The sequence below is a fragment of the Citrobacter sp. RHB36-C18 genome (assembly GCF_013814485.1).
In the GTDB taxonomy this organism is placed as follows: Bacteria; Pseudomonadota; Gammaproteobacteria; order Enterobacterales; family Enterobacteriaceae; genus Citrobacter; species Citrobacter braakii.
In genome coordinates this window covers 72,154-95,639 of record NZ_CP057125.1, presented here as the reverse complement: position 1 = coordinate 95,639, position 23,486 = coordinate 72,154, and the positions used below count along the sequence as shown (strand labels likewise).

Sequence of the window (23,486 nt, the reverse complement as noted above, 5' to 3'; positions counted from 1 at the left end):
ACCTTAGAAAATCTCAATCGTGACAATGCGCACAAATCGTTAACCTTAGCCCCAGCAAATCAGGGGGAATACATGCTGTTACACGTTTTATATTTAATTGGTATTACTGCCGAAGCCATGACCGGTGCGCTTGCGGCTGGGCGTCGCCGTATGGATACATTTGGCGTCATTATCATTGCTACCGCGACGGCCATTGGCGGCGGCTCGGTACGCGACATTCTTCTCGGCCACTATCCGCTCGGCTGGGTAAAGCACCCTGAATACGTCATTATCGTGGCGACCGCTGCGGTACTCACCACCATTATTGCCCCCGTCATGCCCTATCTGCGTAAAATATTCCTCGTCCTGGATGCGCTGGGCCTGGTGGTCTTTTCTATTATTGGCGCCCAGGTGGCGCTGGATATGGGTCATGGACCGATTATTGCCGTGGTCGCGGCGGTCACTACCGGAGTCTTTGGTGGTGTATTACGTGACATGTTCTGCAAACGCATCCCGTTAGTATTCCAGAAAGAATTGTATGCCGGCGTTTCATTTGCCGCTGCCGTGCTGTATATCGTGCTGCAACATTATGTCTCCAGCCACGATGTGGTGGTGATCTCTACCCTGCTCTTTGGCTTTACCGCCCGACTGCTGGCGCTGCGCCTGAAGTTGGGGCTGCCGGTATTTTACTATCGCCATGAAGGCCATTAAGGCATAAAACCCGTGATCCGCTGAGCAGCTAACCAGTTGCTCAGCGCTGTGATCTCTTTATCCTCCAGCCACTGAATAACCTGTCGTGCCCGTCGCTCCCCCATGAAAGGAAGTTGCCGCCAGCTTTGTTCACTGCGTTCCCGTAACTGCTGCCACGATCCATCCCGACTGGCATTCAACGTTGCCTGTGTTAACGGTATTCCCATGGCAATCACCCAGCGCGTAAATGGAAGACGGCGTGACAGATTGAACTGATGCCACAGCTTCCCCCCTTTGTTCACGCCAAATGTGGACTGTAGCTGCTCCTGCGTTAATCCAAGCCAGGAAAAGATATGTTCAAAGCGATACGTCTGATGTAGCTCCCACCATCCCGCCTCGCCCATACCCTCCAGCCCTAACACATCTTTGGCCCCCAGCCAGACGAGCCTGGCAACAAACTGTTCCTGACACTCCGCTGTGGCATAAAAACAAGTTAGTGAATTGAAGCGCCCCTCAGGTGGTGCTGGCTTATTACGCTGGGTGCTGCGCCAGACCACCTCATCTATACGGGGAATCCCCTGTCCGGCCAGACTTATCAGAATCTGATCGCCAGGCGCAATATCCCATTCATTCCAGCGCCGGACTGAGCCAATATTGACGCGCTGCACCCGCTTATCATCCAGCATGACGGGGACCAGCAATGCAACCACCGCAATTTTCCCGCTTTTGCCAACGGAGAACTGAATACCCGTCACCTCAGATACCCTGGCCACGGGAGGATATTTCCACGCTGCCAGCCAGTCTCCCTGTCCGGGTAGCCAGTATTGCGCCCGCGGTTCTTTTCCCGTTCGCACCACCACACCATCCGTCACAAAAGGTAACGCTGAAGTCCACCACCTGGCGCGCGCCTGCTCGACGTCATCCACACTCTTCACGGCCTGAGTATATCGTTGCGTGAAACTGAACCCGGCAGCAGTGAGTAGCTCAAGTCTTTCCGACATGGCAACTGGACCATCAGGCCAGGCCCAGATAAAAATAGCCAGCGAGCGTAACATTTCGGGGTTGCTCTGGCGCATCATCATTCCAGCAACCTTTGAGCGGGCGTTCATTCCCCCTCTCTGCTGCTGAATATGCCCTTGTTGCTGCAAAAATATCTCCCCCTGCAACGTACTGTTAGAGAGCGGCCCGGTGGTAGTACGTGGAACGGAAGGGATCTGAAGAACCTTTTGCGTCCAGTCTTCGCCTTTCAGACCGTTACCACGGCTAATCGCCCGTATCAGATTTCCATTGCGATAAACCAGCGTGACCGCCACGCCATCCACCTTCGGCTGCACCCAGAGATCGCTACGAGCATGCATCCATTGCTGTAGCGCTTGCTTATCGGCAAGTTTTCGAACTCCCGTGTGGGGAACGGGGTGCGAGACTGTTCCACTTATTGGGGGCGCAGATAGATCTGATGGGGCTTCATCGCCAAAACAGCGCTGCCATTGGATGAGTTGCGCATTGAGCTGGTCATAAACAGCGTCGTCTACGACACTTTCCCCTTGTTTCCAGTAACTGTCATTCCACTGTGTTATCTGCTGCTGTAGTCGTGAAATTTCCTCTTGTGCCCTGGCAGGCGACCAGACGGGGCATACCGCCCATGAGGGTAGATACCACATTAGCAAAACCAGCCCTATGCATTTCCATAATCCCATGCTATCTCCGCTGAACCATACGTTTCCCGGCAGGTATAACGCGAATTGAAATGGAAACAGAGCGGCAAAAACTCATCCTGCGAGCAACGTTCCTGACATTTGCACGAATTGCTGCAAATCGCGGATAAAACAGGAAACTGGTACGCAAAACGCAATAAACATGCGCAAAAAGTGTGACAAGGGCTACGTCACATAGCGGCTACGTGTATAATAAGCCCGTATGTAGGCTCTCTTTCGACAATCACATACATTAAGATACTCATGGCTCAAGGCACGCTTTATATTGTTTCTGCCCCCAGTGGCGCGGGTAAATCCAGCCTGATTCAGGCTTTATTAAAGACCCAACCGTTGTATGACACCCAGGTTTCTGTTTCGCACACCACGCGCGCACCGCGCCCGGGGGAAGTGCACGGTGAACACTATTTTTTTGTGAACCATGACGAATTCAGAACCATGATTGGCAGAGACGCGTTCCTGGAACACGCTGAGGTTTTCGGTAATTACTACGGCACCTCGCGTGAGACCATTGAGCAAGTATTAGCATCCGGCGTAGACGTCTTTTTAGATATCGACTGGCAAGGTGCGCAGCAGATTCGTCAAAAAATGCCGCATGCGCGCAGTATTTTTATTTTGCCGCCATCTAAGATTGAGCTGGATCGCCGTCTTCGTGGCCGCGGTCAGGATAGCGAAGACGTGATCGCAAAACGTATGGCGCAAGCTGTTGCAGAAATGAGCCATTACGCCGAATATGATTATCTTATTGTGAATGATGATTTCGATACCGCCCTGGGCGATTTGAAAACTATCATTCGCGCCGAACGTCTGCGCATGAGCCGCCAAAAGCAGCGTCATGACGCTTTAATCAGCAAACTGTTGGCAGACTGAACCCACATTCAGTATCATGCCCAGTCATTTCTTCACCTGTGGAGCATTTTAAGTATGGCACGCGTAACTGTTCAGGACGCTGTAGAGAAAATTGGTAACCGTTTTGACCTGGTACTGGTCGCCGCGCGTCGCGCTCGTCAGATGCAGGTAGGCGGAAAGGATCCGCTCGTACCGGAAGAAAACGATAAAACTACCGTTATCGCGCTGCGCGAAATCGAAGAAGGTCTGATCAACAACCAGATCCTCGACGTGCGTGAGCGCCAGGAACAGCAAGAGCAGGAAGCCGCTGAATTACAAGCCGTTACCGCTATTGCTGAAGGTCGTCGTTAATCACAAAGCGGGTCGCCCTTGTATCTGTTTGAAAGCCTGAATCAACTGATTCAAAACTACCTGCCGGAAGACCAGATTAAGCGTCTTCGGCAGGCGTATCTCGTTGCACGTGACGCTCACGAGGGCCAGACACGTTCAAGCGGTGAACCCTATATCACGCACCCGGTAGCGGTAGCCTGCATTCTGGCCGAGATGAAACTCGACTATGAAACGCTGATGGCTGCGCTGCTGCATGACGTGATTGAAGATACCCCAGCCACCTACCAGGACATGGAACAGCTTTTTGGTAAAAGCGTTGCTGAACTGGTAGAAGGGGTGTCGAAACTTGATAAGCTTAAGTTTCGCGACAAGAAAGAGGCGCAAGCTGAAAACTTTCGCAAGATGATTATGGCGATGGTGCAGGATATCCGCGTCATACTCATCAAACTCGCTGACCGTACCCACAACATGCGCACGCTGGGCTCATTACGCCCGGACAAGCGTCGCCGCATCGCCCGTGAAACCCTCGAAATCTATAGTCCGCTGGCACACCGTTTAGGTATTCATCACATTAAAACCGAGCTGGAAGAGCTGGGTTTTGAAGCGCTGTACCCGAACCGCTATCGCGTGATTAAAGAAGTGGTTAAAGCCGCTCGTGGCAACCGCAAAGAGATGATCCAAAAAATCCTCTCGGAAATCGAAGGGCGTTTACAGGAGGCAGGCATTCCGTGTCGCGTAAGTGGCCGCGAGAAGCACCTGTACTCTATTTACTGCAAAATGGTGCTCAAAGAGCAGCGTTTTCACTCCATCATGGATATCTACGCTTTTCGCGTTATCGTTCATGATTCCGATACCTGTTATCGCGTACTCGGCCAGATGCACAGCCTGTACAAACCTCGTCCTGGTCGCGTGAAAGACTATATCGCCATTCCGAAAGCTAACGGATATCAGTCTTTGCACACCTCAATGATCGGCCCTCACGGCGTCCCGGTTGAAGTACAGATTCGTACCGAAGACATGGACCAGATGGCAGAGATGGGTGTAGCAGCGCACTGGGCTTACAAAGAGCACGGCGGCGAAAGCAGCACCACCGCACAAATCCGCGCTCAACGCTGGATGCAGAGCCTGCTGGAACTGCAGCAGAGCGCCGGTAGCTCGTTTGAATTTATTGAAAGCGTCAAATCTGATCTCTTCCCGGATGAGATTTATGTTTTCACACCGGAAGGGCGCATTGTCGAACTGCCTGCCGGTGCAACGCCTGTCGACTTCGCCTACGCCGTGCATACCGATATCGGTCACGCCTGCGTCGGCGCACGCGTCGACAGACAACCTTACCCGCTTTCGCAGCCGCTCTTTAGCGGACAGACCGTTGAGATTATTACCGCTCCGGGCGCCCGTCCGAATGCAGCGTGGCTCAACTTCGTCGTCAGTTCGAAAGCGCGCGCCAAAATTCGTCAACTGCTGAAAAACCTCAAGCGCGATGATTCCGTCAGTCTGGGTCGTCGACTGCTCAACCATGCCTTAGGCGGTAGCCGTAAACTGGCTGAGATCCCGCCAGAGAGCATCCAGCGTGAGCTTGAGCGCATGAAGCTCGCCACGCTTGACGATCTGCTCGCGGAAATCGGTCTGGGTAACGCCATGAGCGTGGTGGTAGCGAAAAACCTCCAGCAGGGCGAAGCAACGGCAAACGTGCCAGCGCAATCTGGTCACGGTCATCTGCCGATCAAAGGCGCAGATGGCGTGCTGATCACCTTCGCGAAATGCTGTCGTCCGATTCCTGGCGATCCAATCATTGCCCACGTCAGTCCGGGTAAAGGTCTGGTGATTCACCATGAATCCTGCCGTAACATTCGTGGCTATCAAAAAGAGCCAGAGAAGTTTATGGCGGTGGAATGGGATAAAGAGACAGAGCAGGAGTTCATCACCGAGATTAAGGTGGATATGTTTAACCACCAGGGTGCTCTGGCGAACCTGACGGCGGCAATCAACACGACCACCTCCAACATTCAAAGTCTGAATACGGAAGAGAAAGATGGCCGCGTCTATAGCGCCTTTATTCGCCTGACCGCTCGCGATCGCGTGCACCTGGCGAATATCATGCGCAAAATCCGCGTCATGCCGGACGTGATAAAAGTCACCCGTAACCGTAACTAGAACACGTTTTATGAATACTCAACGTTATGCACGTATTTGCGAGATGCTCGCACGTCGTCAGCCCGATCTGACCGTCTGCATGGAGCAGGTCCACAAACCTCATAACGTTTCTGCAATCATTCGTACTGCAGACGCGGTCGGCGTGCATGAAGTCCACGCCGTCTGGCCTGGTAGCCGTATGCGCACCATGGCCTCTTCTGCCGCAGGCAGCAACAGTTGGGTACAGGTGAAGACTCACCGCACTATTGGCGATGCGGTCACACATTTAAAAAGCCAGGGTATGCAGGTTCTGGCAACACATCTGTCAGATAAAGCCGTGGATTTTCGCGAGATTGATTACACGCGCCCCACCTGCATCCTGATGGGCCAGGAGAAAACCGGCATCACTCAGGAAGCGTTGGATCTGGCGGATCAGGACATCATCATTCCCATGACTGGCATGGTGCAGTCGCTGAACGTTTCGGTCGCCTCCGCGCTGATTCTGTACGAAGCACAGCGCCAGCGGCAAAACGCCGGCATGTACCAACGAGAAAACAGCATGCTTGCGCAAGATGAGCAGCAGCGTTTGCTGTTTGAAGGCGGTTATCCGGTGCTGGCGAATGTCGCTAAGCGCAAAGGTCTTCCCTACCCCCACGTAAACACGCAGGGCGAAATTGAAGCCGATGCAACGTGGTGGGCCACTATGCAATCTGCGAGATAAACGCGATGAAAGGCCGTTTACTGGATGCCATCCCACTCAATTCTCTGACCGGCGTTGGCGCAGCGCAAAGCAGTAAACTGGCGAAAATTGGCCTGCACACCGTGCAGGACCTTCTGCTCCACCTCCCTCTGCGTTACGAAGACCGCACGCACCTGTACCCGATTGGCGAACTGCTGCCGGGCGTTTACGCCACCGTAGAAGGCGAAGTGCTGAACTGCAATATCACCTTCGGCGGACGCCGGATGATGACCTGTCAGATCAGTGATGGCTCCGGCATTCTCACCATGCGCTTTTTCAACTTCAGCGCCGCAATGAAAAATAGTCTCGCCACCGGTCGCCGGGTGCTGGCCTATGGCGAAGCCAAACGCGGAAAATACGGCGCAGAGATGATCCACCCGGAGTATCGCGTGCAGGGCGATCTCAGCACGCCGGAATTGCAGGAAACGCTCACACCGGTGTATCCAACCACCGAAGGCGTGAAGCAGGCCACGCTGCGCAAACTGACCGATCAAGCGCTGGACCTGCTCGATACCTGCGCCATTGCCGAACTGCTGCCGCCAGAGTTGTTGCAAGGTATGATGAGCCTGCCAGAAGCTCTGCGCACATTGCACCGTCCACCGCCGTCACTGCAGTTGAGCGATCTGGAAACCGGTCAGCATCCAGCACAGCGACGTCTGATTCTGGAAGAATTGCTGGCGCATAACCTCAGCATGCTGGCACTACGCGCCGGGGCGCAACGTTTCCACACCCAGCCGCTGCTCGCAAACAACGCGCTGAAAGATAAGCTGCTGGCGGCTCTACCGTTTAAACCCACCGGCGCCCAGGCCCGCGTTACCGCTGAGATCGAACGCGATATGGCACTGGATGTCCCCATGATGCGTCTGGTGCAGGGCGATGTCGGCTCAGGTAAAACGCTGGTTGCGGCGCTGGCCGCCCTACGTGCCATCGCACATGGTAAGCAAGTTGCGCTGATGGCCCCCACCGAACTGCTGGCTGAACAGCACGCCAATAACTTCCGCAACTGGTTCGCGCCACTGGGTATTGAAGTAGGCTGGCTGGCAGGTAAACAGAAAGGCAAAGCGCGCCAGGCACAGCAGGAAGCTATCGCCAGCGGTGAGGTGCAGATGATTGTCGGCACGCACGCAATTTTCCAGGAACAGGTGCAGTTCAACGGACTGGCACTGGTTATCATCGACGAACAGCACCGTTTTGGCGTACATCAGCGCCTGGCGCTGTGGGAGAAAGGTCAGCAGCAGGGTTTCCATCCACACCAGCTAATCATGACCGCCACCCCAATCCCGCGCACGCTGGCAATGACCGCCTATGCCGATCTCGACACGTCGGTCATTGACGAACTCCCTCCGGGGCGTACGCCGGTCACCACGGTGGCGATTCCGGATACCCGCCGCAGCGATATTATTGACCGCGTGCGCAACGCTTGTACCCATGAAGGGCGCCAGGCGTACTGGGTCTGTACGCTGATTGAGGAGTCTGATTTGTTAGAAGCTCAGGCGGCTGAAGCCACGTGGGAAGAGCTTAAACTGGTGCTGCCAGAGCTGAATATTGGCTTGGTACACGGCCGTATGAAGCCCGCAGAGAAGCAGTCGGTAATGGCGGCGTTTAAGCAGGGCGAACTGCAGCTGCTGGTTGCCACCACGGTGATTGAAGTGGGCGTAGACGTACCTAACGCCAGCCTGATGATTATTGAAAACCCGGAGCGCTTGGGCCTGGCGCAGTTGCACCAGCTACGTGGTCGCGTAGGTCGTGGCGCGGTGGCCTCCCACTGCGTCCTGCTCTACAAATCGCCGCTGTCAAAAACCGCGCAAAAACGCCTACAGGTTCTGCGCGACAGCAACGACGGATTCGTGATCGCGCAAAAAGATTTAGAGATCCGCGGGCCCGGCGAGCTGTTGGGTACGCGCCAGACCGGAACGGCAGAATTCAAAGTCGCAGATTTGCTGCGCGATCAGGCGATTATTCCGGAAGTTCAGCGTATTGCCCGTCATATTCACGAACGTTACCCGCAACAGGCTGTGGCGCTGATTGAACGCTGGATGCCGGAAACCGAGCGCTACTCCAACGCATAGTCGATTCATAGCGGCGGCGGATGTGACTCCGCCGCACAGACATTATTGCGCAAAAATCGGCAGCAGTAGATACAGCTTAATCACCAGCGCATTGACGATATCGATAAAGAACGCCCCCACCATCGGCACCACCAGAAACGCCATATGGGATGGTCCAAAACGTTCTGTAATTGCCTGCATGTTGGCAATCGCCGTGGGTGTCGCACCGAGGCCAAAACCGCAGTGTCCGGCTGCCAGCACGGCGGCATCGTAGTTCTTACCCATCATGCGCCAGGTGACGAATATCGCGTACAGCGCCATGAAAATGGTCTGCACAACCAGGATTGCCAGCATCGGCAGGGCCAGAGAAGCCAGCTCCCACAGCTTCAGACTCATTAGCGCCATCGCCAGGAACAGCGACAGGCTAACGTTACCCAACACCGAAACCGCGCGCTCGAACACCCGATAAAAACCCATTAACGCCAGGCCGTTACTGAGGATCACCCCAACAAACAGCACGCAGACGAAAGTCGGCAGTTCCAGCACCGTTCCGACCAGCATTTGTGCAACGATTTTACCCACCGTCAGACAGATGGCGATCAGCGCAATGGTTTCAATCAGCACCAGCGAAGTGATTATGCGTCCGACATCTGGCTTTTCAAATGCGGTAGGCACAGCCTGATCGTCCGGCATGCCGTCTGGCGTGGTAGAGTGTTTGACCAGATAGCGGGCCACCGGGCCGCCAATCAATCCGCCCAGCACCAGGCCAAACGTTGCGCAAGCCATCGCCACTTCCGTCGCATTAGCGAAACCATAGCGCTCAATAAACAGTTTGCTCCATGCTGCCCCGGTTCCATGCCCACCAGAGAGGGTTATCGAACCGGCGATCAGACCCATCAGCGGATCCAGACCCAGCAGAGTCGCCATACCAATACCAATGGCGTTTTGCATCAGCAGCAGGCCAACAACCACAATCAGAAAGATACCCACCACGCGGCCACCCGCGCGCAGGCTGGCAATATTGGCGTTCAGGCCGATAGTGGCGAAGAATGCCAGCATCAGCGGATCGCGCAGGGTCATATCGAAGTTCACTTCCCAACCCATGCTTTTTTTCAGCACCAGCAGCGCAATCGCCACCAGCAATCCGCCAGCTACAGGTTCGGGAATGGTGTATTTTTTCAGGAAGGAAACAGACTGGACGAGCTTACGTCCCAGCAGCAACACAAGGGTTGCCGCAACCAGCGTTGATAACGTATCGAGATAAAACATTTACAACTCCATTAGTGCGTTTAGCACAATCACGCACGATGCATTCCAGACCGATTTTTAGCTCTTATTGAGTTTTCGGTGTGGATTTTAAGCAGAAAATCATGAAAAGTTATATAAAAATGTTTGTTTATCCGTTTTAAATATTAAGAACACCTGGTAGCAAACGTTTGCATTTCCGCCATGGTCAGATAAAATCACCGCTTTTCCACCATGGGATTGCCTCTGATGTCCGTTAACGCCGTAGAGTCAACAAATGCGCAACCGGTTGCGCAGACTCACAACAGTGAACTGATTTACCGTCTTGAAGATCGCCCCCCGCTAGCCCAGACCCTGTTTGCCGCCTGTCAGCACCTGCTGGCCATGTTCGTCGCGGTAATCACCCCAGCGCTGTTAATCTGTCAGGCGCTCGGTTTACCGGCTCAGGATACTCAACACATTATCAGTATGTCGCTGTTCGCTTCCGGCGTGGCTTCTATCATTCAGATCAAAGCCTGGGGGCCGGTCGGCTCAGGGCTATTATCCATTCAGGGCACCAGCTTTAACTTTGTTGCGCCACTGATTATGGGCGGTACAGCGCTAAAAACCGGTGGTGCAGATGTCCCAACCATGATGGCGGCGCTGTTCGGTACACTGATGCTGGCAAGCTGCACTGAGATGGTTATCTCACGCGTACTGCATCTGGCGCGTCGTATCATTACCCCGCTGGTCTCAGGCGTGGTGGTGATGATTATCGGCCTGTCACTGATTCAGGTAGGTCTGACGTCGATTGGCGGCGGCTATGCGGCAATGAGCGACAACACCTTTGGCGCACCAAAGAATTTACTGCTGGCAGGCGTCGTGCTGGCGCTGATTATCCTGCTTAACCGCCAGCGCAACCCGTACCTGCGCGTTGCGTCACTGGTGATTGCGATGGCGGCAGGTTACCTGTTGGCGTGGTTTATGGATATGCTACCGCAAAATACCGCGCCGGTAAGTCAGGACCTGCTGATGGTGCCAACGCCGTTGTATTATGGCCTGGGTATCGACTGGAGCTTACTGCTGCCGCTGATGCTAGTGTTTATGATTACCTCGCTGGAAACCATCGGTGATATTACGGCCACCTCCGATGTCTCCGAGCAGCCCGTTTCTGGTCCGCTGTACATGAAACGCCTGAAAGGCGGCGTACTGGCGAACGGTCTGAACTCGTTTGTTTCAGCCGTATTTAACACCTTCCCGAACTCCTGTTTTGGACAAAACAACGGGGTTATTCAGTTAACGGGCGTTGCCAGCCGCTACGTTGGTTTTGTGGTTGCGCTGATGCTGATCGCGTTGGGCCTGTTCCCGGCGGTCAGCGGTTTTGTACAGCATATTCCTGAACCGGTACTCGGCGGCGCAACGCTGGTGATGTTCGGTACTATCGCGGCATCCGGCGTGCGTATCGTATCCCGCGAACCGCTGAACCGCCGCGCAATTCTGATTATCGCGCTGTCGCTGGCCGTCGGCCTCGGCGTTTCCCAGCAGCCGCTGATCCTGCAGTTCGCTCCGGACTGGGTGAAAAACCTGCTCTCTTCCGGCATTGCCGCAGGCGGTATTACCGCTATCGTTCTGAATCTGGTGTTCCCACCAGAGAAGCAATAAGCAAAATGCGGCGTTGATTCTGAATCAACGCCGCTGTAACGCTCTTTCACCATTCCCGCCTTGAGCATTGCGCCTAAATCGTGCATAACTTGACTATGTGCACTTCGCGGGATGGAAGACCATGAAATTTATTGGAAAGCTGCTTCTTTACGTGCTGATCGCCCTTGCAGTGGCGATCCTCGGCTTATATTTTCTACTACAAACCCGCTGGGGCGCAGAGCACGTCAGCGCCTGGGTTTCGCAGAACAGCAGCTACCATCTGGCATTTGATGCCATCGATCACCGGTTTTCTTCTCCTTCCCATATACTGCTGGAAAACGTCACCTTTGGCCGGGATGGTCAGCCCGCAACGCTGGTCGCCAAAACGGTCGATATTGGACTGAGCAGCCGCCAAATCACCGACCCGCTGCACGTAGACACTATCCTTTTGCAAAACGGCACGCTGAATCTTTCCCAGCAAACTGCGCCGCTGCCGTTCCAGGCCGATCGCCTGCAATTGCAAGATATGGCGCTTAACAGTCCCGGTAGCGAGTGGACCCTGAGCGCGCAGCGCGTTAACGGCGGAGTCATTCCCTGGAGTCCTGAGGCGGGTAAAATTCTCGGGAGTAAAGCGCGAATTCAGCTCAGCGCCAGTTCGTTGACGCTGAACGACGTCCCGACGACCAACGTATTGATTGAAGGCAGTATTGACCACGACCGTGTGACGCTGAGCAATATTGGCGCAGACGTGGCGCGTGGGGCATTAACCGGCGTGGCGCAACGCAATGCCGACGGTAGTTGGGTAGTAGAGAATCTGCGCCTGAACGATATTCGGCTGCAAAGCGACAAATCTCTGGCCGAGTTTTTTGCTCCGTTAAGCACTATTCCTTCCCTGCAAATTGGTCGTCTGGAAGTAACAGATGCCCGTCTGCAAGGCCCTGACTGGGCGGTGACGGATCTCGATCTGAGCTTGCGCAACATGACCTTCAGCAAGGACGACTGGCAAACTCAGGAAGGAAAACTGTCGATGAACGCCAGCGAGTTTATCTACGGCTCTCTGCACTTTTTCGATCCGATTATGAACGCCGAGTTTTCGCCGCAGGGCATAGCGCTGCGTCAGTTCACCACCCGCTGGGAAGGGGGAATGGTCAGAACCTCCGGAAACTGGCAGCGCAACAACAAAGCGCTGGTCCTCGATGATGCCGCCATTGCCGGTCTGGAGTACACGCTGCCGGAAAACTGGAAACAGTTGTGGATGAAACCCCTACCAGCCTGGCTAGCCAGCCTGACGCTGAAGAAATTCAGCGCCAGCCGTAATCTGGTGATTGATATCGACCCGAGCTTCCCATGGCAGCTCACCGCGCTGGACGGCTACGGTGCTAACCTCGGGCTGGTGCAGAACAATCAGTGGGGGATCTGGAGCGGGAGCGCTAACCTCAACGCCGCTGCCGGCACCTTTAACCGCACCGACGTGCGTCGTCCTTCGCTGGCGCTGACGGCGAACAGCAGCACCATCAATATCAGCGAACTAAGCGCCTATACGGAAAAAGGGTTGCTGGAGGCCACTGCCAGTATTTCACAGTTGCCTCAGCGTCAAACTCAGGTCAGCCTGAACGGGCGCGGCGTGCCAATGACGATTCTGCAGCAGTGGGGATGGCCCGCACTGCCGCTTTCCGGCGACGGTAACATCCAGCTTACCGCCAGCGGCAATATTCAAGCCGATGCGCCACTCAAGCCAACGGTCAGCGGCCAGTTGCATGCGGTGAACGTGGAGAAACAGCAGGTAACGCAAACCATGCAGGCGGGCGTGGTATCCGGTAGTGAAGTTACCGCCCCACCCGCTGCGCAGTAAAATCTGACGGCCCGGCGGCGATTTGCCGACCGGGTCGCCGTTTATCGCTGTAAGCGCGCATATTCACTGCACAACAGCCACTTCACCGGCTCATCCTCTTCTATCGCCGGGAAGCGACCGCCTGGCTCAAGGAAGTGATTGTCATGCAGGTCGTCATTGACCATCGAGATCTCCCAGCCCAGCACGAACGCTTTCTCCGCCCAAAAGCGATGATACAACCGCGGCGGCAGGCATACCCCCTGCCCCGGTTTCAATACCAGCGTCTCGCCAGCGTCAACGGAACGCCGCTGACCATCGACGCTAACCTCAACAATGCGCCGGGCATCATACCCGCCATCAGGCGTAGCCCACGCCAACTGCATACATAAATCACCGCCGCCGCGGTTAACGATATCTTCCATTTTATGGCGATGAAAATGCCATGGCGTCTGCTGATCCTGCTGAATCTGCAGCATCTTTTCGGCGTACGGTTTGGGGTAGCTGGCTGACCCTAACTGACCATTGCGCAACGTCAGTAACGTCAGCCCCGTTTGCGCAAAATCTCCGCGCCCAAAGTCGGTTATATCCCAGCCCAGTTGGAGATCGAGCACTTCACGCCACAGAGTGTGATCCTGTTGCCGCCAGGCATCAGCCGTAAAATACGCAAAGTCAGGCAGGCAAACCCGAAAAGTCTCGGCGATGGCATGCGCTTTATCGACGGCATAATTAATGTGTGAACGCTTCATTCCACTTTTCCTTGTTGCGAAAAAGGCGGGTCACCCCGCCTGTATGCTGTTAGTAAAGTGACGCTTTGCCGGTTGAGCCGAACAGTTTCATTTTGTGACGGATCACATCTCGCGCGGCGCTAATGGCTTCCGGGTAAATAACGTTCGGGTCCCACCAGGTTTCTTTCGCCAGGATTTCGCGGACTTTCTGGAAGTAAGCGTATTTCATATCGCTGGAAATGTTGATTTTGCCAACGCCCAGCGTAACGGATTCGGCAATTTCCGCATCCGGGTTCGCGGAACCTCCATGCAGCACCAGCGGAATGTCCACTCGCCCGGCAATCTCGCGCAGGATGTGCATTTGCAGCTCTGGCTGCATCCCTTTCGGGTAGATGCCGTGTGCGGTTCCAATCGCCACCGCCAGCGTGTCCGCGCCGGTACGGGCGATAAAATCCTCTGCCTGATCAGGATCGGTATAAGTGACCTTCGATACACCGCCTTCCACTGACGTCCCGGTTTGACCAATCGTACCCAGTTCCCCCTCCACCGAAACGCCTACCGCATGCGCCAGCTTGACCACTTCGCGGGTCAGAGCCACGTTCTCTTCATACGGCAACAGCGAGCCATCAATCATCACCGAGGTAAACCCACACTGAATCGCCCGCAGGACATGCTCGACCGAAGCGCCGTGGTCCAGATGCAGAGTAAAGGGAACCGGGCTGCGCAGAGTGATATCACGGACGTAGCTAAAAAACGCATCGCCTACAAAATCATGTTCGCTGGGGTGAATGGAGATAATCGCCGGGGTATTGGTTGCTTCCGCTTCTTCCACTACTGCACGTACAAAGCAGCTGTCCGCCACGTTGAATGCGCCGATGGCGAAACCGTGCTGACGGGTAGGTTGCAGTAATTCTTTCATCGAAACTAACATGTTAATTCTCCAGTTTCAGGGTGTAGAAAGCCCTGCCAGTGCGTCGTCGCAGAGGCATAGAAGGCGTTACAGAAAATGAATCAGGCTTTGTCGATAGCGCCGCTGGCCTGCAGGTACGGAATAATGGCTTCCTCGCAGGCCTGCTCCATCAGGGCCAGGGCATCAACGAGTTCACCGGATGTGTCGCGACACAGGGTATGCAGTAGTGCAGCCTTTCCGGCTTCGAAAACCGCCGCGCCAACGTTTATCTTGGCGACGCCAAACGTCGGGCAGCGCTGTAGCTGGTCAAATGGCGTCCCGCTGCCGCCATGCAGCGCCAGCGGCACCGTTGATAAACGGGCAATTTCCTCCAGTCGCTGGAAATCAATGGCGGGTATGACACCGGGCGCGTACATGCCATGTGCCGTGCCGACCGAGACCGCCAGTAAATCGATACCGGTCTGTTGGATAAAGGGCTCCACATCGGCGGCCTGGGTCATCAAATCAGCGTTAGCTGCGTGATCATAGCGCGGGGCGTCGGCCAGATGCCCCAGCTCACCTTCCACGCACAAAGAAACGCTGGTCGCGAGCTCAACCACCGCCCGGGTCTGGCGAATGTTCTCCTCCAGCGCAAAGGCGGAGGCATCGATCATTAACCCGCTGAATCCGGCGCGAAAAGCCTGGCGAATGCGCACTGGGTCCTTTCCATGATCCAGCGCCAGCGCGACCGGTACCGACGCTTCCTCTGCCAGCGTTTTGACGACCGCCACCGCTATCGGTGCAGGAAAATGGCCCAGATGCCCCTGATACAGATTCAGAATGATGGGCGCACGGTGTTTCTCAGCCACCCGCACCGCCGCACGGGCGCTTTCCAGGTTCATACAGTTGATGGCCAGCAGCGCGTACTGCTCGCGCCAGGCTTTCGTCACCATGCTTTTCATATCGGCAAACATACGGCCTCCGGTTATTCCAGGGTGAAGGTGATCTCTTCGTCTTTCAGCTTTTGATCGCTAAGTTCATCAAACTCTTCGTCACGTTCGGTCACCGGTTTCTTCCACAACGACAGCATGACGCCGCAAATCACCGTGCCGATCCCCAGCGCCAGGCAAAACAGCAGCGGATGCGTAAAGAGCGGGACCACGAACATGCCGCCGTGCGGTACCGGGCTTTCGACGCCCCACACCATAATCAGACCGCCCGCTATCGCCGAGGCCACTACGCAGGACCCCACCACGCGCAGCAGGTCGCGCGCCGCAATGGGAATGACCCCTTCGGTAATCATGCAGATCCCCATCGGGAATGCCGCTTTCAGCGCCTCACGCTCCGCGCGGGTGTACTTGTGACGCGTCAGCAAAAAGGAGAGCGTAATGCCGAACGGAGGGATTATCGAACCGACAAACTTCACCGCTTCCGGACCGTACACGCCGCTGACCAACATGCCGTCAGCAAATAGCGACATGGTTTTATTCACCGGTCCGCCAAAGTCGAATGTCGCCATTGCGCCAAGGATGGCCCCCATTAAAAAGCGTGACCCGCCCTGCATGGACTCCAGCAGATGAATCAACGCGTCCTGCAGCCAGGCTATCGGTTTGCCAATGAGCGTCATCATCAACAGGCCGCCAATGACGGTACTCAGTACCGGCAACACCATGATGGGCATCAACCCCTGCATCGACTGCGGCAAACGGATATAGCGCTTGAGCAGCAGGACGGTATAACCGACCAGAAAACCGCCCAGCATCCCGCCGATAAAACCGGTATGAATTTCACCGCAGACAAAGCCGACAATCAGACCCGGTGCGAATCCGGGGCGGTCAGCAATAGAGTACGCAATCGCCGCGCTAATCAGCGGTACGATTAACCCCATCCCCCAGCCGCCAATCTGGTTGAGCATCCAGGGTATGGTTCCTGTTTTTTCACCCACGTTAGTACCGCCAAGTATTTGCCCGAGAGCAATACAGATCCCGGCGGCAACAATTAACGGGATCATCCACGAAATCCCCGTTAATAAATGTCTTTTTATTTCCTGAGATAGCGGAATTTTATTTTCACTCATGTGAAATCCCTCCAGAATGGGGATCGCTACTGGTTATTATTAACTAATGATTTTTCGACCTTTTCAAGAAACTGAATGGGCGATTTTATGACGATTTCAGTTTTTACTCGCACAATACGTTTATTTAAAAATCGTTCCTCCCCTTTTATTTTCACATCCACAGCAAGAATCACGACATCAGCAGCAGAAATGTCCTCTGTCAGCAGTTCGTTTTCCGTGCCGATAGTCCCCTGGGTTTCGACTCTTATATTATGACCAAGCGCTTTAGCACCTTTAATTAACTTCTCACGGGCAATATAGGTGTGCGCAATACCCGCCGTACAGGCGGCAACACAAACAATATTCATAACATGCTCCACGTATTATTTAGCAGACATTGGATTCAGCATATTGGCTAAAAAGCTCAATAATTTTCTGTGGACTGCTTTCGACTAAAAGTTGTTCAATAATGTCGTCATCCGCCAACGCGCCGGCAACCTGCGAAAGCAGACGAATATGGGTGGTGTTTTGATCTTCAAGGCGTACGGCAAACAGAATGATGCAGCGCACGTTGCTGCCGTCCAGGGTTTCCCAGGGAATATCCTGGCGGGTACGCCCAATCGCCAGCGTGGTATTGACCACCGCCGAGGATTTCCCGTGCGGAATCGCAATATGATTTTCGAATCCGGTCGAGCCTTCTGATTCACGCTGCCAGACATCCTGAATAAACGTTTCCCGGCAGCTAATTGCCCCATCTTTTTGCAGAATATCCGTCAGTTCCTCAATAACCTCCGTTTTGTTTGTGGCCTTCATATCCAAAATAACGCGATTTGTATTGAGTATTTTCGTGATGTCCATAAATCATACCTCATGGAGTTCAGACATTAATTTTCAACGACCAGCGACGTCGCCCGATGTAATTTTTCCGTAATAACCGTTTCTGTTACCCGCTTAATATCCGCATCATTGAAGAAGGCGGTGACATACACGACCGGCATGGCAACGGCAGGTAAATTGATCGTCGATACCACCAGTTCAATATCGTCCGTCAGGACGGAGGGCAAGCTGCCTGCCGACACCACGCCGACGATGGTCCAGTCCGGAAAGGCGCGCAGAATGCGGCTTTTGAGTAAGTGAGAGGTGCCGATACCGGTTGAGCAAACCAGCAGCACACGTTTACGCGCTATCTGACGCTCCATCGCGGCCTGAAAATGCACGGTTAAATATCCCACCTCATCATCCGACACGGCCCGTTCGCCCCAGCCGCTAAACACCCGATTCACCGCGCACTGAGTCAGACGCCAGACGTCCTGCAACTCGCCTTTAATGTCCTCCAGCAGCGGATTACGAATGCGGATCTGGTAGTTGAGGCGGTTAATCAGCGGCTTAATATGGATCAGCAATCCGTCATACAGCGCAGTGTCCTGGCTAAGATCGCAGTCAACCATTTCGGCGAAGGTGGCAATCAGCCGATGGGTGATCAAGCGTGCTTCGTCGCTGGAGTGCATATGGCCAATTACGCTCAAATCGTTATGCTCTTCAATCACCATACCGGAGGAGATAATATATTGATAAATAAACCAGACTTCGTCTTCCGGCAGCGGGTGGGCAATGCGTTTTTCGATATGCTGAATCATGCGACTGGCAATGGAAAAGATGTTCTCATCACATGACGTGATGCTTTCTTCTTTTCTCGGTAGCGCATTGCCCCGCGTAATGCGGTACATCATGATCAGAATATGAGTAAAGATATTGACGTAATAAGGCTCGCCCAGCGACCAGCACAGATCGTTCTCCATTTCCTGCAACAGCGTCTGGACAAATAAAACGTCTTCTTCGCCGAAGTAATGCACTAACGCTTTATAACTGCCCGGATCAAGTCGTGAATAAATCACGCTTCCAGGTTCATTATGGTTAATCACACCGTTAATCAGCGACGCCATCGCCTGGCGCACGCCGCTCTCGCTGCCTTCAATGTGTGTACCACTCTGGCTGCGAATCAGCGACAGGCCCAGCGGGGTAATCCAGGATTCAATTACTTTCAGATCGTTAACAATCGATGCACTACTAATAAAATAACGTTCGGATAATTTATTGATCGATGTTTCATGCGGCGTTTCACTTAATAATTGCGAGGCTATCTTAACCCGCCGTGAATTATTCATCATGCCGTCAGCATCATCACCCTCCGACCCTAATAACTGATCCAGATATAAAAGGTCAGTAATGTTATCGGCACTTAATATCACGCCCGCACCGGCACGTTTATCGATGGATATTTTCCATTCCGATAACCATTGTTCCAGTAACCGCAGATCGCGCTGGACGGTCTTCTCTGAAACAGATAAATACTCGGCAATTTTTAGCAGCGTAACATATTCCTTCCGGGACAGAAGAAACTTTAATAATCTGTTTTGTCGCGAGGTAATCATTTGCATTATTTACCCTTATTACATACCAGATTAAATATCTATACCCGTCATACTTCAAGCTGCATGTGCGTTGGCTTTCCTCGCTCACCCCTGTCACGTACTTATGTACGCTCAGGGGATTCGCTGCGTCGCCGCCTTCCTGCAACTCGAATTATTTAGGTTATAAAGAAGCGTTTATGCTCCACGTGTAATCCGTGATGATAAATATAAGAGGACTACGATGCGCCAACAATACTAAATCGTGTCCTGTATTCCGGACAGAAATAAGACAAAAAGAGGAAATAGTGAGATATTTACGGCGCAGATCACATTTTTCGCGGGAATTAGAGTGATAGCGCTCGCAAATATGGGGAGGTAAAAATTTAAGTCGGGATGTTTTTGATTTTTAGATCTGGAACGCTGCTCGCGGCGTGGGCCGGATAAGACGCATCCGGCACCACGTCGACACATGCTTACAAGGTAATCGTCAGCTCACTGCCCTGTGGAGTAATAACTACACCCAGCTCGCTGCCCATATGCGACCCGCATTTAATGCCGCCAATTTTCTGAATATTTCGCAGGCACAACGTCCAGTTACGTGCCTCACCATTCCCTTTCACAGTGATGGTATTACCTACACGCGTCGCCTTCAGCGTGAAGATAACCGAGCCGTCAGCAGCCGGAACTTCACACACCGCTTCCCGCCCCTCCTGCAGATGGAACAGCTGGAACGCGGTTCCTTCATGCCAGGCGTAGTCCGGCTTCTGGTTATTGCTGCCCAGCGCCAGCAGGGTATTGTCACGCACATAAACCGGCAGACTCAGGAAGTCATGCTGCTGCTTATGCCAGCGGCTGCCGGACACCTCATCATTACGCCACAGATGCGTCCAGCGTCCTTCCGGCAGGTAGAACTGCACATCGCCCGCCTCGCTAAACACCGGCGCGACCATCACGCTATCGCCCAGCATGTACTGGCGGTCGAGATAATCACACGCCGGATCGTCCGGGAACTCCAGCATCATCGCGCGCATCATCGGGGTGCCCTGCGCATTAGCGCGCGCTGCTTCACGATACAGGTACGGCATCATGCGGCATTTCTGTTCGGTGAAGTAGCGCACCACATCGCAGGATTCGTCATCGTACGCCCATGGCACACGGTAGGATTTACTGCCATGCAGGCGGCTGTGGCTGGAGAGCAGCCCAAACGCACACCAGCGCTTGTAGACGTGCGCCGGAGCGGTATTCTCAAAGCCGCCGATATCGTGGCTCCAGAAGCCAAAGCCGGACAGGCCAATAGACAAGCCACCGCGCAGGCTTTCCGCCATCGATTCATAGTTGGCGTAGCAGTCGCCGCCCCAGTGCACCGGAAACTGCTGTGCGCCCACGGAGGCCGAACGGGCGAACAGCACCGCCTCTTCTTCACCGACGGTTTCTTTCAGCACGTTCCACACCAGTTCGTTGTAGATGTACGCATAATGGTTGTGCATCTTCTGCGGATCGGCACCGTCAAACCACTGCACATCCGTGGGGATGCGTTCGCCAAAGTCAGTTTTGAAGCAGTCAACGCCGATATCCACCAGACCTTTCAGCTTGTTGGCATACCACTCGCAGGCTTGTGGATTAGTGAAGTCATAAATCGCCAGGCCCGGCTGCCATTTATCCCATTGCCACAGGGAACCGTCCGGGCGCTTGAGCAGATACCCTTTCGCTTTCAGTTCATTGAACAGCGGGGATTTCTGACCGATGTAGGGGTTTATCCATACGCACACCTTCAGCCCTTTCTCTTTCAGGCGGCGGATCATACCTTCCGGATCCGGGAAGGTCACCGGGTCCCACTCAAAGTCGCACCACTGGAAGGCCTTCATCCAGAAACAGTCGAAGTGAAAGACGTGCAGTGGCAGATTGCGCTCGGCCATGCCGTCGATAAAGCTGTTCACCGTCGCTTCGTCGTAATTGGTGGTGAATGACGTGGTCAGCCACAGACCGAACGACCAGGCTGGCGGCAACGCCGGACGGCCGGTAAAGCGGGTATAGCGATCCAGCACCGCCTTCGGCGTTGGGCCGTCGATGACGAAATATTCCAGATACTCGCTTTCAACGCTGAACTGCACTTTCGACACTTTCTCAGAGCCGATTTCAAACGACACGCACTGCGGATGGTTCACCAGCACGCCGTAGCCGCGGTTGGTGAGATAAAACGGGATGTTCTTGTAAGACTGCTCGGTACTGGTGCCCCCATCGCGGTTCCAGGTTTCCACCGTCTGGCCGTTACGTACCAACGCGGTAAAACGCTCGCCCAGCCCGTACACCGTTTCCCCCACGCCCAAATCCAGACGCTCAAACATATAATTACGCCCGCTGTGGGTATCCTGCACGTAACCGCTATTCTTTAGCTGACTGCCGGTAATACGTTCACCATTACGCAGGAAATCCAGCGACCAGAACTCGCCTTTGGTCACCCGAACGCTCAGATTGCCGCTCTTCAGTTCGGCAAATTCAGCGGTGTTTCGCATCTCAACATTGACGTCCTGCAACACATTCAACGGGTAATGTGGGCCGGTATCCAGCGCGCCCTGGAAGTGCTCCATACGTACGCCCACCACCCCTTCCTGCGGCGAGAAAAAGCGTAAGGTGAAGAGTGGGGTATCCAGTTGCCAGGTACGTTCACGCACGTCGCGCGGCGCAACGTAGACAATCATCTCGTTACCCTGCTGTTCAACGTCGAACACCTGAATTGGGTGTATTAAATTCAGGCCAGGTTGGGTCAGCCAGTTACCATCGCTAATTTTCATCGTCAGTTCCTTAGTTCTGTAATTCTTTCGTCGTGAAATCCTGCTGGTTGCGGCGCGCGCCCTGAGCCAACTGACTCATAATTTCCGTCAGATACGGCGTTTTCAGGGTATAGAAGCGTTTGGCAATCACGGCACTCAGCAGGTAACAAATCGCCGGGACAATGGTGAACAGGGCGATGATGATGCTAATGGTGGCGCTGTTCTGGGTTTTCGCGGCGGCGTCGTAGCCCCCGCCCGCCAGCATCCAGCCGATCAGCGCCCCGCCGAGCGCCAGACCCAGCTTGAGCACGAACAACGTGCCCGCAAAGCTGATCCCCGTCAGGCGTTTACCGTTGCACCATTCGCCGTAATCAACGGTGTCGGACATCATTACCCACTGGATTGGCGTAACGAGCTGGTGCAGTACACCAATGACAAAAATAAAGATAAACATGGTGATGCTGGCGTGCATCGGCACAAAGAACATCGCCAGGCTCGCTACCGCCAGCGCAGCGTTGGTCCACCAGAAGACGCTGACTTTGCATTTCCAGTCGGTCAGCGGTTTTGCCAGCGCAGAGCCGATCAGGTTGCCGACGCAATAGGCGGTGAGAAAGGCGACAAACACCTCCGGCTTACCCAAAATCCAGGTGACGTAATACATCATCGCCCCGCCACGAACGCAGACGGCCAGAATATTGAGGATGGTCAGCAGGCCGACGATGCGCCATTGGTCGTTTTGCCAGATGTCGCGCAGGTCTTCACGCATAGAGGTGGTGCTCGGCGGCGCTTCCACGCGTTCTTTGGTAGTGAAGAAGCAGAACGCCAGCATCAGGAACGCCACCACGGAGAGCACCGCAATCCCACCTTGAAAGCCGAACGCTTTATCCTCGCCACCAATCAGATTCACCAGCGGCATCATCAGCACGGTGGAGAGCATGCCGCCCGCCGTCGCCAGCACAAAGCGCCATGATTGCAGGGAGATACGCTGCGTTGGGTCATTAGTGATCACGCCGCCCAGCGCGCAGTAGGGAATATTGACCACGGTATAAAGCAGGGTCAGCAGCGTGTAGGTGATTGCGGCATAAATCATTTTGCCGTTCAGGCTGAGATCCGGCGTGCTGTAGGCCAGCACGCAAACCAGACCAAACGGCAGTGCGCCGAACAGCACCCACGGACGGAATTTCCCCCAGCGCGAACGGGTACGGTCGGCCAGCAGCCCCATGCAAGGGTCTGAGATGGCATCCAGCGCGCGGGCCAGTAAGAACATGGTGCCGACAAATCCGGCTGGGATACCAAAAATATCGGTATAGAAGAACATCATATATAACATGACGTTATCGAAGATAATGTGGCTAGCCGCATCGCCCATTCCGTAGCCAATCTTCTCTTTAACAGACAGAATTTCACTTTTCATTACGCATCCTTGTTAGCACTTTCACACGCCCTGATACCGGTTAC

Annotated in this window: 19 protein-coding genes; 8 read left to right on the top strand and 11 right to left on the bottom strand. The window is 54.3% G+C overall.

The genetic code is table 11. The annotated features are described in order from the left end of the window. Positions 1–72 precede the first annotated feature (72 nt). A complete protein-coding gene (locus HVZ52_RS00435; protein WP_003024049.1) occupies positions 73–690 on the top strand; it encodes a trimeric intracellular cation channel family protein in 618 nt (205 codons plus the stop codon). Here HVZ52_RS00435 and ligB read toward each other — a convergent pair. Beyond that, on the bottom strand, positions 687–2,366 hold the full coding sequence (gene ligB / locus HVZ52_RS00430; protein ID WP_181598744.1) for an NAD-dependent DNA ligase LigB: 1,680 nt from the start codon (positions 2,364–2,366) through the stop codon (positions 687–689). The two genes, HVZ52_RS00435 and ligB, sit on opposite strands and share 4 nt — an antisense overlap. Before the next feature lie 261 nt (positions 2,367–2,627). Between ligB and gmk the strand changes: the two genes are divergently transcribed. Genes gmk through recG form a run of 5 tightly spaced genes read left to right on the top strand, consistent with a single transcriptional unit; the run spans position 2,628 to position 8,501 of the window. Next, entirely contained in the window at positions 2,628–3,251 is a 624-nt protein-coding gene (gene gmk / locus HVZ52_RS00425; RefSeq protein ID WP_019078035.1) for a guanylate kinase, read from the top strand. Positions 3,252–3,305: 54 nt separating this feature from the next. Then, positions 3,306–3,581, top strand: coding sequence for a DNA-directed RNA polymerase subunit omega (rpoZ, locus tag HVZ52_RS00420; protein WP_000135058.1), 276 nt, complete (start codon positions 3,306–3,308; stop codon positions 3,579–3,581). A gap of 18 nt (positions 3,582–3,599) precedes the next feature. Continuing rightward, positions 3,600–5,714 carry a bifunctional GTP diphosphokinase/guanosine-3',5'-bis pyrophosphate 3'-pyrophosphohydrolase gene (gene spoT / locus HVZ52_RS00415; RefSeq protein ID WP_003024038.1) on the top strand — a complete coding sequence of 705 codons (2,115 nt, stop codon included), beginning with the start codon at positions 3,600–3,602 and terminating at the stop codon, positions 5,712–5,714. A 10-nt stretch (positions 5,715–5,724) separates the two neighbouring features. Next, positions 5,725–6,414: a tRNA (guanosine(18)-2'-O)-methyltransferase TrmH gene (gene trmH / locus HVZ52_RS00410; protein ID WP_047415767.1), complete on the top strand. Its 690-nt coding sequence runs from the start codon at positions 5,725–5,727 to the stop codon at positions 6,412–6,414. Between the two features lie 5 nt (positions 6,415–6,419). Next, the gene (gene recG, locus HVZ52_RS00405) at positions 6,420–8,501 is read left to right on the top strand and encodes an ATP-dependent DNA helicase RecG (protein ID WP_181598743.1); all 2,082 of its coding nucleotides are present in this window, start codon (positions 6,420–6,422) and stop codon (positions 8,499–8,501) included. A gap of 42 nt (positions 8,502–8,543) precedes the next feature. Here the strand turns inward: recG and gltS are convergent, their stop codons facing one another. After that, a complete protein-coding gene (gene gltS / locus HVZ52_RS00400; RefSeq protein ID WP_016155009.1) occupies positions 8,544–9,749 on the bottom strand; it encodes a sodium/glutamate symporter in 1,206 nt (401 codons plus the stop codon). 225 nt (positions 9,750–9,974) lie between these two features. Between gltS and xanP the strand changes: the two genes are divergently transcribed. Then, positions 9,975–11,366, top strand: a complete 1,392-nt coding sequence (gene xanP / locus HVZ52_RS00395) for a xanthine/proton symporter XanP (RefSeq protein WP_003024026.1) — start codon at positions 9,975–9,977, stop codon at positions 11,364–11,366. A 121-nt stretch (positions 11,367–11,487) separates the two neighbouring features. After that, positions 11,488–13,197: an AsmA family protein gene (locus HVZ52_RS00390; RefSeq protein WP_181598742.1), complete on the top strand. Its 1,710-nt coding sequence runs from the start codon at positions 11,488–11,490 to the stop codon at positions 13,195–13,197. A gap of 41 nt (positions 13,198–13,238) precedes the next feature. On the opposite strand, the gene HVZ52_RS00385 is transcribed toward HVZ52_RS00390, so the two are convergent. The 9 genes from HVZ52_RS00385 to HVZ52_RS00345 form a co-directional block, all read right to left on the bottom strand. Next, positions 13,239–13,922 carry a D-lyxose/D-mannose family sugar isomerase gene (locus tag HVZ52_RS00385; RefSeq protein ID WP_065554401.1) on the bottom strand — a complete coding sequence of 228 codons (684 nt, stop codon included), beginning with the start codon at positions 13,920–13,922 and terminating at the stop codon, positions 13,239–13,241. A 49-nt stretch (positions 13,923–13,971) separates the two neighbouring features. Beyond that, on the bottom strand, positions 13,972–14,832 hold the full coding sequence (locus tag HVZ52_RS00380) for a ketose-bisphosphate aldolase (RefSeq protein ID WP_046275769.1): 861 nt from the start codon (positions 14,830–14,832) through the stop codon (positions 13,972–13,974). Positions 14,833–14,912: 80 nt separating this feature from the next. Further along, complete coding sequence (locus HVZ52_RS00375) at positions 14,913–15,764, bottom strand: class II fructose-bisphosphate aldolase (protein WP_047415757.1); 852 nt, start codon at positions 15,762–15,764, stop codon at positions 14,913–14,915. 11 nt (positions 15,765–15,775) lie between these two features. After that, the gene (locus tag HVZ52_RS00370; protein WP_016157774.1) at positions 15,776–16,867 is read right to left on the bottom strand and encodes a PTS fructose transporter subunit IIC; all 1,092 of its coding nucleotides are present in this window, start codon (positions 16,865–16,867) and stop codon (positions 15,776–15,778) included. A gap of 26 nt (positions 16,868–16,893) precedes the next feature. After that, positions 16,894–17,214, bottom strand: coding sequence for a fructose PTS transporter subunit IIB (locus HVZ52_RS00365; protein WP_016155014.1), 321 nt, complete (start codon positions 17,212–17,214; stop codon positions 16,894–16,896). 19 nt (positions 17,215–17,233) lie between these two features. Further along, complete coding sequence (locus HVZ52_RS00360) at positions 17,234–17,704, bottom strand: fructose PTS transporter subunit IIA (RefSeq protein WP_003842172.1); 471 nt, start codon at positions 17,702–17,704, stop codon at positions 17,234–17,236. A gap of 26 nt (positions 17,705–17,730) precedes the next feature. Next, positions 17,731–19,284 (bottom strand): PRD domain-containing protein, encoded by a 1,554-nt coding sequence (locus HVZ52_RS00355; RefSeq protein WP_181598741.1) that lies wholly within the window; start codon positions 19,282–19,284, stop codon positions 17,731–17,733. Between the two features lie 446 nt (positions 19,285–19,730). Then, entirely contained in the window at positions 19,731–22,049 is a 2,319-nt protein-coding gene (gene yicI, locus HVZ52_RS00350; protein WP_181598740.1) for an alpha-xylosidase, read from the bottom strand. A 10-nt stretch (positions 22,050–22,059) separates the two neighbouring features. Next, on the bottom strand, positions 22,060–23,442 hold the full coding sequence (locus tag HVZ52_RS00345) for a glycoside-pentoside-hexuronide family transporter (RefSeq protein WP_016155017.1): 1,383 nt from the start codon (positions 23,440–23,442) through the stop codon (positions 22,060–22,062). Between the last annotated feature and the right edge of the window lie 44 nt (positions 23,443–23,486).